The sequence below is a fragment of the Streptomyces sp. NPDC057697 genome, from assembly GCF_042799335.1.
Classification (GTDB): Bacteria; Actinomycetota; Actinomycetes; order Streptomycetales; family Streptomycetaceae; genus Streptomyces.
This window is the reverse complement of record NZ_JBHVJA010000008.1, coordinates 245,219-259,770: the sequence shown is the minus strand read 5'-3', so window position 1 is coordinate 259,770 and position 14,552 is coordinate 245,219. Positions and strand designations below refer to the sequence as shown.

The 14,552-nt window shown below is 72.1% G+C and carries 12 protein-coding genes; 7 read left to right on the top strand and 5 right to left on the bottom strand.

The window, feature by feature from the left end; all coding sequences use genetic code 11:
- Positions 1–88 precede the first annotated feature (88 nt).
- Together ACFVFH_RS22060 and ACFVFH_RS22055 are read left to right on the top strand one after the other, a co-directional pair.
- Positions 89–1,303: a helix-turn-helix domain-containing protein gene (locus ACFVFH_RS22060; RefSeq protein ID WP_383771344.1), complete on the top strand. Its 1,215-nt coding sequence runs from the start codon at positions 89–91 to the stop codon at positions 1,301–1,303.
- Positions 1,304–1,512: 209 nt separating this feature from the next.
- The gene (locus ACFVFH_RS22055; RefSeq protein ID WP_383771342.1) at positions 1,513–1,776 is read left to right on the top strand and encodes a hypothetical protein; all 264 of its coding nucleotides are present in this window, start codon (positions 1,513–1,515) and stop codon (positions 1,774–1,776) included.
- Positions 1,777–1,787: 11 nt separating this feature from the next.
- On the opposite strand, the gene ACFVFH_RS22050 is transcribed toward ACFVFH_RS22055, so the two are convergent.
- Positions 1,788–3,041, bottom strand: coding sequence for a cytochrome P450 (locus tag ACFVFH_RS22050; protein WP_383771339.1), 1,254 nt, complete (start codon positions 3,039–3,041; stop codon positions 1,788–1,790).
- A gap of 81 nt (positions 3,042–3,122) precedes the next feature.
- On the opposite strand from ACFVFH_RS22050, the gene ACFVFH_RS22045 reads away from it, so the two are divergent.
- Complete coding sequence (locus tag ACFVFH_RS22045; protein ID WP_383771336.1) at positions 3,123–3,998, top strand: hypothetical protein; 876 nt, start codon at positions 3,123–3,125, stop codon at positions 3,996–3,998.
- A gap of 10 nt (positions 3,999–4,008) precedes the next feature.
- On the top strand, positions 4,009–6,084 hold the full coding sequence (locus ACFVFH_RS22040; RefSeq protein WP_383771333.1) for an MDR family MFS transporter: 2,076 nt from the start codon (positions 4,009–4,011) through the stop codon (positions 6,082–6,084).
- A 21-nt stretch (positions 6,085–6,105) separates the two neighbouring features.
- On the opposite strand, the gene ACFVFH_RS22035 is transcribed toward ACFVFH_RS22040, so the two are convergent.
- The 4 genes from ACFVFH_RS22035 to ACFVFH_RS22020 all read right to left on the bottom strand — a co-directional run bounded on the left by ACFVFH_RS22035 (position 6,106) and on the right by ACFVFH_RS22020 (position 8,629).
- Positions 6,106–6,552, bottom strand: a complete 447-nt coding sequence (locus tag ACFVFH_RS22035; RefSeq protein WP_383771330.1) for a YchJ family protein — start codon at positions 6,550–6,552, stop codon at positions 6,106–6,108.
- A gap of 71 nt (positions 6,553–6,623) precedes the next feature.
- Entirely contained in the window at positions 6,624–7,433 is an 810-nt protein-coding gene (locus tag ACFVFH_RS22030) for an SAM-dependent methyltransferase (RefSeq protein WP_383771328.1), read from the bottom strand.
- A gap of 99 nt (positions 7,434–7,532) precedes the next feature.
- Positions 7,533–7,769: a DUF397 domain-containing protein gene (locus tag ACFVFH_RS22025; protein WP_072485026.1), complete on the bottom strand. Its 237-nt coding sequence runs from the start codon at positions 7,767–7,769 to the stop codon at positions 7,533–7,535.
- Positions 7,769–8,629: a helix-turn-helix domain-containing protein gene (locus tag ACFVFH_RS22020; protein WP_383771325.1), complete on the bottom strand. Its 861-nt coding sequence runs from the start codon at positions 8,627–8,629 to the stop codon at positions 7,769–7,771. Before ACFVFH_RS22020 ends, ACFVFH_RS22025 begins: the two co-directional genes overlap by 1 nt.
- Positions 8,630–8,836: 207 nt before the next feature.
- On the opposite strand from ACFVFH_RS22020, the gene ACFVFH_RS22015 reads away from it, so the two are divergent.
- The 3 genes from ACFVFH_RS22015 to ACFVFH_RS22005 all read left to right on the top strand — a co-directional run bounded on the left by ACFVFH_RS22015 (position 8,837) and on the right by ACFVFH_RS22005 (position 13,578).
- Positions 8,837–9,295, top strand: coding sequence for an ATP-binding protein (locus ACFVFH_RS22015; RefSeq protein ID WP_383771322.1), 459 nt, complete (start codon positions 8,837–8,839; stop codon positions 9,293–9,295).
- Complete coding sequence (locus tag ACFVFH_RS22010; RefSeq protein WP_383771319.1) at positions 9,289–9,732, top strand: hypothetical protein; 444 nt, start codon at positions 9,289–9,291, stop codon at positions 9,730–9,732. The genes ACFVFH_RS22015 and ACFVFH_RS22010 overlap by 7 nt, the downstream gene beginning before the upstream one ends.
- Positions 9,733–9,984: 252 nt before the next feature.
- Positions 9,985–13,578, top strand: coding sequence for a WGR and DUF4132 domain-containing protein (locus tag ACFVFH_RS22005; protein ID WP_383771317.1), 3,594 nt, complete (start codon positions 9,985–9,987; stop codon positions 13,576–13,578).
- The last annotated feature ends 974 nt before the right edge of the window (positions 13,579–14,552 follow it).

The window sequence follows — 14,552 nt, the reverse complement described above, 5'->3', positions numbered from 1 at the left end:
GCGGACTTGGTACGCACCTGTCGGTTCGTGGGAGCGCTTTCCCCACCGCCTGACCCCCCACCGGGCGCCGGAGAGCAAGGGGACAGTCATGCCAGAACTCATACAGCCGTCGGACACGGGGGATCCGCTGGGGCCGCTCCCCCAGGAATTCGCCGCCATCATGCGGCCCGAACTGCCGAGCCTGATCAAGGAGATCGGCGTCGAGGTCACCCGGGCCTACCCGGAGTACGCCCGCCTGCTCAGCGGTCCCAACGGGCAGGCCATCCGGGTCGGCGTCGAGCAGAGCCTCTCCTCGTTCGTGGACCTGGTCGCCGAACCGTCCGCCTCCACCTCGCTCCGTGACGACATGTGCCGCCGGTTCGGGCGCTTCGAGGCGTACGAGGGGCGCACCATGGAGACGCTCCAGGGCGCCTACCGGCTCGGGGCCCGGGTCGCGCTGCGCCGGGCGAAGAAAGTCGGCCGGAGCTACAACTTCTCGCCGACCCTCATGCTCAGCTTCGCCGACGCGCTCTTCGCCTACATCGACGAGCTCGAATCCCTCTCCCGCGAGGGCTTCCTGGAGGTCCAGTCGCAGACCGGCGAACAGATCGAGGCCCTGCGCCGTCGGCTGCTCCACCTGATCCTCGCCGGCCGCCCCGCCCCCCGCACCGCCATCGCCGAGCTCTGCGAACAGACCGGATGGGCACTGCCCGAGCAGGTCACCCTGGTCGCCGTCCGCTCCCCCGCCACCCTCGACCGGGCCGTGGCGGACCGCGACGTCCTGGCCGATCTCAGCGATCCCCAGCCGCACTTACTGATCCCCGGTGCGTTCGACGACGCCCGCAGACGCATGCTGGACGAGGCCCTCCTCGGCACCCACGCCGCGATCGGCCTGACCGTGCCCACCGCCCTGGCCTCGGACTCGATCCGCTGGGCCCGTCGCGTGCTCGAACTCGTCGACACCAACATCATCGACGACGCGCCCGTCGTCCTGTGCGAGGACCACCTCATCACCCTGTGGCTCCTCTCCGACCCGGTGCTGGTCGACCAGCTCGCCCAGCGCGAACTGGCGCCGATCTCGGGGATCAGCGCCACCCGCCGGGAGCGGCTGGTCGAGACCCTGCGGATCTGGCTGGACACCCGGGGCACCGCGGCCCACATGGGCGAGCTGCTGGACGTCCACCCGCAGACGGTCCGCTACCGGATGCGCAATCTGGAGTCCATCTTCGGCGAGCAACTGACCGACCCCGCCAGCCGGTTCTCCACCGAGGCGGTGTTACGGGCCCTCCAGCTGCGGGCCCGTGGCGAGGAAACACCGCTCTGAGACCACCCCCGGCCGGATCACGGTCCTGGCCACGAGTCAACTTACTTACGAGTAAGGCGAAATAGACGGTCACTCTCAAACGGTTGCCACACGGAGACGTTCTCGACGAGAAACCGGGAAGCGCGTCCCGTACACATGGAGATGTCGGCCGCCGCACCCGGCGGCCGCACCCGGAACCACCTCCTGGCCAACCATTCCGAGAGGGCCCCATGACCGCCTCACACCTCCTCGTGCCCGTGCCGATCCCGGACCGGGTCGCCGCGCTGATCGGGTCCTGCATCCCGCCGCACATCCTGCGGGCGGAATTCGACGCCGCGTGCGCCGCGCGCGAGGTGCGCAGCTTCCGCGGCCCGTGGCTCTGCGACGAGGACCGGGCCGACCGCGAGCAGGCGCTCTCCGAACTGGCCCGCGCCAACAAGATCCTGGCCGCCCACCACCCCCGGCTGGCGGTGCGCCCCGGCAGTGCCTGGTGACGCCCCGCCCCTCAGCCGGCGACCGGGGTGAAACGGACCGGCAGCGAGCGCGGGCCCCGGGTGAAGACGCCCTGCTCGGTGGGGGTGAAGCCGTCCGCGAGCCGTAGGTCCGGCATCGCGTCGAGCAGGTGGTTCACCGCGGTCTCCACCTCCGCCCTGGCCAGCAGCGCGCCGACGCAGAAGTGTCTGCCGAGCGCGAAGGCCAGATGGTCGGCGGCGGCCGAGAAGGCGGTGGCGCCGGTCAGGTCGGAGCGGAAGATGTCGAACCGGTCGGGCTCCCGGTAACGCGACTCGTCGCGGTTCGCGGCGCCGATCAGACAGGTGACGGTGGCTCCGGCCGGTACCGTACCGCCGCTGAGCTCCACCTCCCGCGCCGTCTGGCGCATGATCATGTGGACCGGCGGGGTGTGGCGCAGGGTCTCGGCGAAGGCCCGGTCGATGAGAGTGCGGTCCTCCCGCACCGCCGCGAGCTGCTCGGGGTGGCCGAGCAGATTGGCGAAGAGGGAGGCGATCGCCTTGTCGGTGGTCTCGCCGCCCGCCGCGAGCAGCAGGCTGCAGAACGCCTTGACGTCCTCGTCGCTCATCCGTACGCCGTCGACCTCGGCGGCGCAGAGGGTGGAGAGCAGATCGTCGCCCGGCGCGTCCCGGCGGCGCCGGATGACCGGAATCATGTACTCGGCGAACTCCCGTCGGGTCCGCTCCCCCGCCGCGGCCACGTCCGGGTCGCCCGCCAGATTGCCGAGGAAGGCGATGACGGTGGTGTACCAGCCGTGGAAGCGTGCGTGGTCCGCCCGGTCCAGGCCGAGCACGTCGGCGATGACGAGGACGGGGAAGCGGGTCGCGAAGGCGTCCACGAGATCGGTCTCGCCGGTGTGCCGGAAGGCGTCGGTCAGCTCACGCGCGTTGCGTTCGATGACCGGCAGGAACTTCTCCTGGAGGTCGGTGCCCCGGAAGGCGGGGGCGACCAGGGCCCGGCGGACGGCGTGCTCGCCCCCGCTGAGCTGGAGGATCGTTCTGCCGTGGACCGGTTCGATCTGCCAGTCGTAGTTCTCGGTGGTGAACTCCTCGGCCCGGTCCTTGAAGATCCGCTCCACGTCCTCGTACCGGGAGACGAGATAGCTGCCCGTGGCCTCGTGCCGGATCAGCGGCGCGCTCTCGCGCATGATCCGGTACGCCGCGTAAGGATCGGCCGCGAAGGCGGGCGAGAGAATGTCGGGCGGCGACGGCGCTCGGGATGCGACCGGCTCGTACGGGGCAGGCGTCATGACGCTCCAGGGTCGTGAACGGGCAGCTCCGTCAAGGCTATTGATCCGCCGTCCACCGACGCATCCCCCCGGGAGAACACCATGCCCACCGACCCTCGACCGTCCGTCCTGTTCGTCACCGACCTCGCGTACGAGGCACGCGGCCGCCGCTACTGCGACGAGGACATCCTGCTGAGCTCGCGGCTGCGCGAGGAGTTCGATGTCGCGCTCTGTCATCCGCGCGACGCCGCGGCGCTGCTGGCGGGTTTCGACACGGTCGTCATACGCAACAGCGGGCCGGTGCTGCACTACCGGGCGGCGTACGACGCGTTCCGGGCACGGGCCCGGGAGCTGGGCACCCGGGTCTACAACCCGTTGCACGGCCGCGGGGACATGGCGGGCAAGCAGTATCTGGTCGACCTCTGGCGGGCCGGGCACCCGGTGATCCCCACGGTGGACCGGGCGGCCGATCTGGGAGCTCTGCCCGAGGCGGCGGAGTACGTGGTCAAGCCGAAGCTGGGGGCGGACTCGGCCGGTCTGCGGTTCGTACGGGAGGCCGTGCTGCCAGAGGGCGAGGAGGGCACGATGCTCGTCCAGCCCCGGATCGACTTCCGCTACGAGGTGTCCTTCTACTTCGTCGACCACGACTTCCAGTACGCGCTGTACGCCCCCGACCCGGAGCGGCGGTGGGTCCTGGAGCCGTACGAACCGGACGCGGCGGACCTGGCGTTCGCCCGTGGCTTCGTGGAGTGGAACAGCCTCGACCACGGCATCCAGCGGGTCGACGCCTGCCGGACCGCGCGGGGCGGGCTGCTCCTGGTCGAGTTGGAGGACCTCAATCCGTATCTCTCGCTGGACCGGGTGGCCGAGCCGGTGCGGGAGGCGTTCATGACCCGGATGACGGCCTCGGTGCGGGATCTGCTGGACCGGGCACCCGTCCGGCCGTCCCCCACATGCGCGAAGCACGGGCCGGTGTGAGGGTGCAAGCGTGACCACTGCCAGCGAGAGGGCACCCGCCGCGCAGGGTGCCGCCGCGCCGCCCGTACTCGATCCGCGCCGCCGGAACATCGTCTTCGCGACGATCGTGCTGGGAATCCTGCTGGCCGCCCTGGACCAGACGATCGTCGGCACCGCGCTGCCGACCATCGTCTCGGATCTCGGCGGCGCCGCCCATATGTCCTGGGTGGTCACCGCGTATCTGCTCGCGGAGACGGTGGCGACGGTCCTGGTGGGCAAGTTCGGCGACCTGTTCGGCCGGAAGATCATCTTCCAGCTGTCTGCGATCATCTTCATCACCGGATCGTTCCTCTGCGGTCTCGCGACCAATATGACCCTGCTGATCGTCTGGCGCGGGCTCCAGGGCATCGGGGCCGGCGGGCTGATGGTCACCTCGATGGCGCTGATCGCCGATGTGATCCCCTTGCGCGAACGCGGCAAGTACCAGGGCGCGATCGGTGCGGTCTTCGGTGTGTCGACGGTGATCGGGCCGCTGCTCGGCGGGCTCTTCACCGACCATCTGAGCTGGCGCTGGGCGTTCTACGTCAATGTGCCGATCGCGATCGTGGTGGTCGTCGCCGCGGCCCGGACGATCCCCTCGGTCAAGGCCGCCGGACGGCCCGTCATCGACTACCTGGGCATCGCGATGGTCACGGTCGGTGCGAGCGCGCTGATCCTGGCGACGAGCTGGGGCGGCAACGAGTACGCCTGGGGCTCGCCCGTCATCCTCGGTCTCTTCGCGGGCGGCCTCGTCGCACTGGCGCTCTTCTGCCTCGTGGAGTTCCGCGCCCAGGAACCGATGCTGCCCATGCGGCTCTTCCGGAATCCGGTCTTCACGGTCTGTTCGGTGCTGAGCTTCATCGTGGGCTTCGCGATGCTCGGTGCGATGATCTTCCTGCCGACGTATCTGCAGTACGTGGACGGGGACTCCGCGACCCTGTCGGGCGTGCGGACGCTGCCGATGGTCCTCGGTCTGCTCGTCGCCTCGATCTTCAGCGGCAACGTGGTGTCCAAGACGGGCCGGTACCGGGTGTTCCCCATCGTGGGCACGTCGGTCATGGCGGTGGGGCTGTATCTGCTCTCCCGGATGGGACCCGGCACCGGGGTGTGGCTGGAGTCCCTGTACATGCTGGTGCTCGGTGTGGGCATCGGCCTGGCCATGCAGGTGCTGACGATCGCCGTGCAGAACACGGTCGACTACGCGGACCTGGGTACGGCCACCTCGGGCGTGACGTTCTTCCGTACGCTCGGCAGCTCCTTCGGAACGGCGGTCTTCGGGACCATCTACGCCAACGCGCTGAAACCCAATCTGACCGACGGGGTAGCGGCGGCGGCGCGGGCCGGCGGCGATCCCGCCGCGCTGGCGAAGGCCGCGCAGAGCCCGGCGGGGCTGCACGCTCTTCCGCCCGCGCAGTCCGCGCCGCTGGCCCAGGCGTACGCGGACACGCTGCACACCGTCTTCCTGTGGACGGTGCCGGTCGCGGTCCTGGGGTTCTTCGTGGCGCTCTTCCTGAAGGAGGTGAAGCTGCGGGACACCGCGCGGGCCGGGTCCACGGACATGGGCGAGGGCTTCGCGCAGCCCGGCAGCGGCGACTCGGCCAAGGTCCTCGAATTCGCCGTGGCCAAGATCCTCGCCGGGGCCGGCCCGGACACCGCCCGGCGGATCGTCGCGGGCTCGGACACCCGGCTGGACATGGCGGGCGCCTGGGCGGTGATGCAGGTCGAACTGTTCACCCGCATGGTGGGCCACGCGGGTCTGCGGCTGATCGCGGCCCGGCACCGGCTGCCGCACGAGGTGCTGGTGCCGGTCTTCGACCGGATGATCGAGGAGGGCTACCTCACCGGCGACGGCCATCTGTTCGCGCACACGGCCGCCGGGAGCCGGGAGGCCGCGGCGATCACCGACGCGTGGGCGCGGTGGCTGGGCGAGCGGCTGGACGAGCACGGGGCGCGCCCGGACGACCGGCAGCTGCGGGCGGCGGTGGACATGATCGCGAAACGGCTGCTGGCGGAGGACCTGGCGCAGGAGCTGTCGCCGGAGAAGGTGCTGGTGGGGACGGCGGGCTGAGGGGCGGGCGCCGTCCCGGCGTCACTCAGCGAAGACCGCGCTCGCGTAGACCCAGGCGCCCTCGTGGCGGACGAAGCGGCTCTTCTCGTGGAGCGATCCCGGCCGTCCGTCGTCCGTGTAGTGCGCACGGAAGGTGACGGTGCCCGTGGTGTGGAAGGGGCTGCCGTCCGTCGTCTCCAGCACCTCCAGCCGCACCCAGCGCATCCCGGGGTCGAAGTCCAGGGAGGAAGGCCGGGTGTCGGGGTGCCAGCTGCGCAGCAGATACGCCTCGTCCCGGACGACGAAGGCGGCGTACCGGGAGCGCATCAGCGCCTCGCAGGTCGGCGCGGCGACGGTGGTGGCGTGCATCCGGCCGCAGCACCGGGCGTAGGTGGCGGGCAGGCCGCACGGGCACGGCGATTCGGCGGTGACCGCGGGCGGCCGTGCTCCGGCGGCGGACCGTCCCGGTCGTGTGGTGCGTCGTGACATGCGTCCATTGTGACCCGGGGCGCGGGGGTCCCGGGAAGCCGGGGTGCGTCCGCCCCGGCGGCCGCGTACGGTCAGGGCTTCCGGGCCACGCCCGCGTAGCCCGGGATCGGTTCGCCGCCGGAGACCTCGATGGCCTCGCCCAGCTCCGGGTGCCAGTCCGCGGAGAGGGAGACCCCGGGCTCGACGAGTTCGAGTCCGTCGAAGAACGTGGTGACCTCGGCGTGGGAGCGCAGACGCAGCGTCATCCCCCGGGCCCGGTACATGGCGGACGCCTTGGCCGCGCCCTCGGGGTCGAAGTCCCCGGTGGTGTGCGAGAGCACCAGATAGCTCCCGGAGGGGAGCCGTTCGACGAGCCGGTCGACGAGCTCGGCCGCGCCGTCCTCGTCGTCCAGGAAGTGCAGCAGGGCGAGCAGCGACAGGGCGATCGGCCGGTCGAAGTCGAGAATCCCGCCGGCCGCTTCGAGGATGGCCTCCGGCTTGCGTGCGTCGGCCTGGATGTACTCGGTGGCGCCCTGCGGGGTGGACCGCAGCAGGGCCGCGGCGTGGGCGAGGACGATGGGGTCGTTGTCGCAGTAGACGATGCGCGCGTCCGGGGCGGTGCGCTGGGCGATCTGGTGGAGATTCGGCTCGGTCGGTATGCCGGTGCCGATGTCGAGGAACTGGCGGATGCCCTTCCCGGCCAGCCAGCGGGTGGCCCGGTGCATGAAGGCACGGTTCACCCGGGCCATGTCCCGCCCCCGCGCGTCGAGGGCGAGCAGCTGCCGGGCCATCTCTTCGTCGACCGGGTAGTTGTCCTTGCCACCGAGGAACCAGTCGTACATCCGGGCGGGATGGGGCTTGGTGGTGTCGATCTCGATGGCTCGGGGGTCGTGCCCGGTCATAGCGCGCTCCATGGGTCCATAGGTCGGCGAACAACAAGAGTGTGGGGCCGGGACGGGCTCCCGCGCCGTGAATCCGGGCAAGACGACCCGGACCGGGCGTCAGGTGAGCAGGAAGTCCGCCTGACCCGACTTGGCGCCCTGGATGAAGGCCGCGATCTCACGGGGCGTGTAGATCAGGGCCGGACCGTCGGGGTCGGCGGACTGCCGTACGGCGATCCTGCCGTCGGACAGCTTCATCGCCTCGACGCAATTGCCTCCGTTCCCACCGCTCCACGGCTTGTGCCAGCCCTCGGAGCCGAGTTCGGCGGCCGGCATGCCGTTGTATATGGGATCCATCACAGCTCCTTGCGGAAGTCCCGGAGGATTTCCTTCGTGCGTTGTGCAGTCGCGGCCTGAGCCGCCATGCGGTCCATGACTTCGAGGTAGGAGGCCACCTCGGGGCGCGCGTCGAAGTAGACGGCTCCGGTCAGGTACTCGCTGTAGACCATGTCCGGGAGTTCGGGGACGCCGAAGCGGAAGAGGACGAACGGGCCGTAGGTGCCGGGGTGGTGTCCGGTCGAGAACTCCGCGATCTGGAGGGTGACGTGCGGCAGATCGGTCGCGTCGAGCAGCCGGTCGATCTGTTCCCGCATGGCCTCGACGCTGCCGACGGGGCGGCGCAGCACCGTCTCGTCCATCACCACCCACAGCTTCGGGGCGTCCGGCCGGGTGAGCAGCGACTGACGCTGCATCCGCAGCGCCACATGGCGTTCGATGTCCTCGGGTCTGGTCTGGCCGACGGCTCCGGTGCGCATCACGGAACGCGCGTAGTCCTCGGTCTGGAGCAGGCCGGGGACGAAGTGCGGCTCGTACATGCGCAGGAGGCTCGCGGCACCCTCCAGGCTGACGTACATGCTGAACCAGTCGGGCAGCACGTCGTGGAACCGCTGCCACCAGCCGGGTTTGTTGGCCTCCTCGGCGAGCTCCACGAAGGCGTCGGTCTCGTCGTCGGCGACACCGTACGCCTTCAGCAGCATCTGGACGTAGGGGATCTTGAGAGCGACCTCGGCGGTCTCCATCCTGCGTACCGTCGCAGGTGCGACCCGCAGCACCTTGGCAGCCTGGTCACGGCTCAGGCCGACGCGCTCCCGCAGATCCTGCAGGCGTTTGCCGAGAACGACCTGACCCACGGTCGGGGCGGACCGCGGTTCGCTCACTTCAGACCTCCCCATGCGCTGTTTTTGAGCAGTGTGCCATGCGCGGGCCGACCAGAACACAGCCACTCTGAAAATTTCAGAGTGCCCCTTGCCAAGTGTTCACGACAGGGGGAGAGTTGGTGAGTGAACCAGTTCACGATGTCTCGCCCGCCCCCATTCGCGTGGGAACGCGGAGCGTGACGCAGCCCCCACTGTGAGGAATCGGTTGTGGCACCTGGCAGTGCGCTCATCCCCCGGCTCATGGATCTCAGTCCCGGGACGGAGGCGCTCCGGTACTGCTTCGCGCTGCCCGCGCACCCCGAGTCGGTGGCGGGTGCCCGGAAGCTGACCCGGTCCCGGCTCGACGAGTGGCAGCTGGACGCGGACGCCCAGGACTCGGCGATCCTGATCGTCTCGGAGCTGGTCACCAACGCGGTGGTGCACACCCTGAGCACCCGGGTGGTGTGCGAGCTGCGCTGCCTGGACGGACGGCTGCGCATCGCCGTGCAGGACCAAGGACACCAGCCCGGCGGACCGCAACTGTGCCGGACCGCCGACGACGAGCACGGACGCGGCCTGCTGCTCGTCGACGCGATGTGCAGTTCCTGGGGTTCCCGCGACGCGGGCAACGGCTCGGGACGCATCGTCTGGGCGGAACTGCCGCACGGCTCGGAGCGCTCATGCTGAAGAACGCCATGTCCCATCTGCTCGCCGCGCGACGTGTCCGTGGCCCCCGGCCGTCCGTCCGCGCGGCGGGCATGGTGCAGCTGCCGGTGCCGCCGGCGCTGTCGGCCAGTCTGGGCTGCGACGCGGTGGGGGTGCCGGCCCGGTACGGCTTCCGGCTGATGTCCCATCTGCCCCGCACCGGCTGTGTCTTCGCGGACGCCGACCGCTGGTGGTGGATCGTGCCCGCGGGCTCCGACCTCGACCTGGACTGGCCGCCGCAGGCCGCGTACGCGAAGGGTGCGTTCGTCCCCGCCGTCCGGCCCCGGCTGATCCACCACCCGGACAGCCACACCCCGTACACCCCGCCCATCCCGCTCTTCCTGATGGTGTGCCAGGTCACCGGAGTGGCGCCGTCCTGGGCGCCCATGGGCGGCGAGCGCGCCGTCTCCGCCCCCTGACACCACCGGGGGGCATCACGGGTTCCGCATGACGCGCGGGGCGAGGGCGGCGGCCCGCCGGGAGACCCGGCCGCTCCGGTCGGCCCTGTACGGAGCCTCGCTGTCCGGCGCGGAATTCCATGACGCGGCCGGTCCACCGTTCCGGCCACCGGACCGCACGGTCACGCTGCGTTGTCAGTGGCCCGTTCTACTGTGCAACCACTGATCGAAAGGCCCGCGGCGGAGCGGGCCGGGCGGGAAGGGGGCGGAGCTGTGCGCCGCTGGGAACATGTCGAGGGCACCGCGCCGAAGTTCTGGGAGACCGGGGCCCAGGGCGCCATCGTGACGGTGCGCCACGGGCGCTGCGGAAGCGACGGACGGACACGGACCAAGGAGTACGCGTCCGCCGAGGCCGCCGCCGCGCAGATCGCCAGGACGATCGCGGAGAAGGAGAAGAAGGGGTACCGGGAGGTCGCCGCTTCGGCCTCCTCCCCCGCCGCTCCCGACGCCCCGGCCGCCCCCGGCGCGGCGCCGGCCGGGGGCGCGCCCGCGCTCCCCGACGAGGACACCTTCACCCTGCCCGCGAGCTGGAAGCGGGTGCTCCACCCTCGGCGCGGCGGAGTGCGCCGAGGCCCCGGCAAGGCGCGGCCGGAGGCCCTCGAAGCGATCGGGACCCGGCTCGTGGAGGAGGCCGCCTGGATCGAGGAGTTCGCGCGGTCGCCGCGCTCGGACGCCTCGGTGGCCGTCCCGCTGCGCGCGCATCTCGACGGAGACCCCTCGCCGACCGGTGCGGCCGCGCTGACCGCGATCGTCGGCGTTCCCGGATGGGCGGACCACTGGACCGAGCACTACGGCCTCCCGTTCGCCGCGCGGGCCGCGACCGAGGTGTTCTCGGTCGACGCGGACTGGCGGCAGAGCGGCCGCAAGCGGGACGCGCCCCGGCTGCTGGCGCTCCCGGCCCCCCGCCACCCGCACTGGGCCTGGCACCACCGGGCGCCGATCGACCGGGTCCGTGCGCTGCTCGCCGCGGCCGACGAGACGACCTACCGGGCCGCGGTCGAGGCGCTGGCCGAGTGCCGCACCGACACCCTGCGCAAGATCATCGTCTCCTATCTGGTGCCGAGCGAGACGCACTGGGTGGACGAGCTCTGCGCGGATCCCGCGGTCCACGCGGAGCAGGACCGGACCCTGCGTGCCATGGTGTTCAGCTCGCTCCACTCGGCCGACCAGCTGGCGCTGCTCCCCTACCGCCCGGATCTCACCCTCGGTGTCGCGATCATCGCCACGGTGGCCGAGGGCATCGGCCCGGCCGTCTCCGGGGCGCTGGCCGAAGCGCTCGACGGCAATCACTACTACTCGGACAGTGTGAAGCTCGTCGCCGGGGCCCTGACGGAGCTGCCCACCGACGAGGCGTTCCTCGGGCTGCTGGCCCACGCGGACTCCAAGCACGTCCGCCCCTCGCTCCTGGACGCCATGCGCCGCTATCCGGTACGCGCGGCACGGCTGCTGGCCGTCGCTTCGGGCGGCGCCCCGGCCTCGGCGTCCCGCGCGTCGCAGCTGCTGCGGACCCATGTCGGCGCCCACCACGAGGTGCTGTCGCAGGCACTCGGCGGTCTCGGGCCCGAGGTCGTGGCGATCGTCGAACCCCTGCTCAACCCCGCGGACCTGATCCCCGACGCACCGGCACACGCCCTGCCGGCCGTGCTGACGGCGCCGCCGTGGTCCCGGCCTCGCACCCCGGTGAAGGCGGAGGTCCTGAGCGGGCTGACCGCGGTGTCCGAGCCCTCGCTGGAGTGGCTGCCCGGGGAGCGGGAAGCCTGGGCGGCCGCCTCCTCCTGGTACACCACCCGGCGGAACACCGACGACGTGAACGAGTACGTCGACGTCCTGCGCCACGCCCCGGCCGGGGGAGACCTCCGCCCGGCGTGGGTGTTCGTCCACGGCGACGAGGAGACGGTCGCCCCGCTGCTCGCCGTCTGGGACCCGACGGATCTCTGGGACGGCGAGGACACCCTCAAGCCGGTCGCCGCGCGCTTCGGCCCGGCCGCGCTGCCCCTGCTGCTCCGTGTCGTGCCCAGACACCCGAGCTCGCTCGCCCCGCTGCTGCTGCCGTTCGTCGATATGCACGTCGCCCGCCACATGGCCGACTGGGCGGTCCGGCTCAAGTCCACCGCGGCGACCGCCCGTTCCTGGTTCGCCCGGCACGGCGTCGCCGCCGCCCCGCTGCTGGTGCCCGACGCCCTGGGCCGGGCGGGTGCGGCGCGCCGCGCCGCCGAGCAGGCGCTCAGGCTGATCGCCACGGCGCACGGCGACGAGGTGGTGCGCGAGGCCGGCCGGGTGTACGGCGAACGGGCCGCCGCCTCGGTGGACGAGCTGCTCGCCGGGGACCCGCTGGAACGGGCGCTGCCCGCCAGGATGCCGGTGCTGCCGGCCTGGGCGGAGCCCTCGGTGTTGCCACAGATCGTGGTCGGCTCCGGCGGCGCGCTGCCGGTGGCGGCGACGCGCCACGCCCTGACGATGCTGGCCCTGTCGAAGCCCGGCGAGGTGTACCCGGGGGTCGCTTCGCTGACCGGAACGGCCACGGCCGACTCGCTCGCCGAGTTCGCCTGGGCCCTGTTCGAGCAGTGGCGGCTGGCGAACATGCCCGCGAAGGAGTCATGGGCCCTGCACGCGCTGGGGCTGCTGGGCGACGACGAGACGGTCCGGCGGCTCACCCCGGTCGTCCGGCTCTGGCCCGGCGAGGGCGCGCACCACCGGGCCGTGGAGGGCCTCGACGTGCTGGCCTCCATCGGCAGCGATGTGGCGCTCCTGCATCTGCACGGCATCTCGCAACGGGTGAAGTTCAAGGCGCTCAAGGTGCGGGCCCAGGAGAAGATCGCGGAGGTCGCCGCGGGGCTCGGACTGACCGGGGAACAGCTCTCCGACCGCCTGGTCCCCGACTTCGGCCTGGAGGCGGACGGCTCGACCGTCGTCGACTACGGCACCCGTTCGTTCACGGTCGGCTTCGACGAACAGCTGCGGCCGTACGTGCTGGACGGCGACGGCAAGCGCCGCAAGGACCTCCCCAAACCGGGCGCCCGCGACGACGCGGAGCTCGCCCCGGCGGAGCGCAAGCGGTTCATGGCACTCAAGAAGGACGTCCGGACGATCGCCTCGGACCAGGTGCGCCGGCTGGAGGCCGCCATGGTGGACGGACGGACCTGGTCGGCCCAGGAGTTCCTGGAGCTGTTCGTCGGTCATCCGCTGCTGTGGCACCTGGTGCGCCGGCTGGTGTGGTTGAGCGAGACGGACGGCGCGGCGCGCACGGCCTTCCGGGTCACGGATGACCGCACGTTCACCGACGTCGGGGACGACGCCTTCGCCCTGCCGGACGACGCGACCGTGCGGCTGGCGCACCCGATGCACCTGGGCGACGAACTGGCCTCCTGGTCCGAGGTGTTCGCCGATCACGCGCTCCTCCAGCCGTTCCCGCAGCTCGGGCGCACGGTGCTGACGCTGCCCGACGAGGAGGCCGACGGGTACCGGCTCACCCGGTTCGAGGGCCTCAAGGTGCCGATCGGAAAGGTGCTCGGGCTGGAGCGGCGCGGCTGGCGGCGCGGGACGCCGCAGGACGCCGGGGTGGAGCGCTGGATCTCCAAGCGGCTGGGCGACGACCGCTACCTCGTGATAGCGCTGGACCCCGGCATCGCGGTCGGCGTGGTCGACATGTTCCCCGAACAGACCCTGGCGACGGTCTGGCTCGACGAGCAGCCCGACGACCACTGGACGCCTCGCGGCCACTCGCTCCGGTTCTCCGGTACGGACCCGGTGACCGTGTCCGAACTCCTCACCGACCTGACCGAACTCACCGGGGGCCTCGCACCATGACCGCGAGGGACGAGCCCCGTGCCACGGCACCGGGGCCACGGCACCGGGGCCACGGCACCGGGGCCACGGCACCGGGGCCACGGCACCGGTGCGGCGGCCCCGGCCGAGGTGCGGTACGCCGAGGAGCTCGCGGCGCTGCGGGCGGACGACCGCGATCCGCGTCCGGCGCGCCCCGAGCCGTGCGCTGACGATCACCCGGGGCAGATCCGGCACGACGGCCGTCACCCCGGCGGGCGCCGCCCGGACAGAGCTTCCCGAGCCGTCGCTCCTACGGGACCTCGCCGAGGGCGGGCGGGGGCGGCCGTCCGCCCCGGCTGGTCCGGCCACGGGTGGGGGCGGTCCATGTCGTCGCGCTGTCGGAGGTGGCGGGCGTCGGCCACGCCCCCGCCGAACGACGCCTCGAAGCCGTGGTGTGCGATGCGGCGGGAATCCGTGCCGTGGTGGGGCGGAGTGCCGGCCGGAGTGTCCCGGTGCGCGGGACGCCCTGGCCGAGGCCCCGGAGCGTGGAGCCCGGCGCATCGGCGGTGCGATGCACCGGTCCGGCGACGGGATCCGGATCGATCCGCCCGGGGTACTCACCCCGGCGAGCACGATCACGCCCGAACTCACCGCGGGTGACAGCTCCACGGTGAGGCGACGGCCGCCGTCCGAGGCGCTGGACAACGCGGAACCCGCAGCGTCGGCAGTGCCGTACAGCGGGCCGCGTCGTCTGGGCGCCCCCGCCCGCGCGCGGATCGGTGACGCGGCGATCGCGCTGTCCCGCACCGGTCCGTGCCGGTCCGTGCCGGTCCGGTCCGTGCCGGTCTGGTCTGGTCCGGTCCGTGCCGCGACGCTGACGCGCGCCTTCGTCGGGGCGCCGAAGGACGGGGCGGTGTCCGGCGCCAAGGGCCTCGCCGCCTGTTCCGGGGCGTGGGCGGACGCCCAGTCCCGCCCCCGTCCTTCTCCTGGTCGGCAGCGAACTCCGTTCCTCCGCG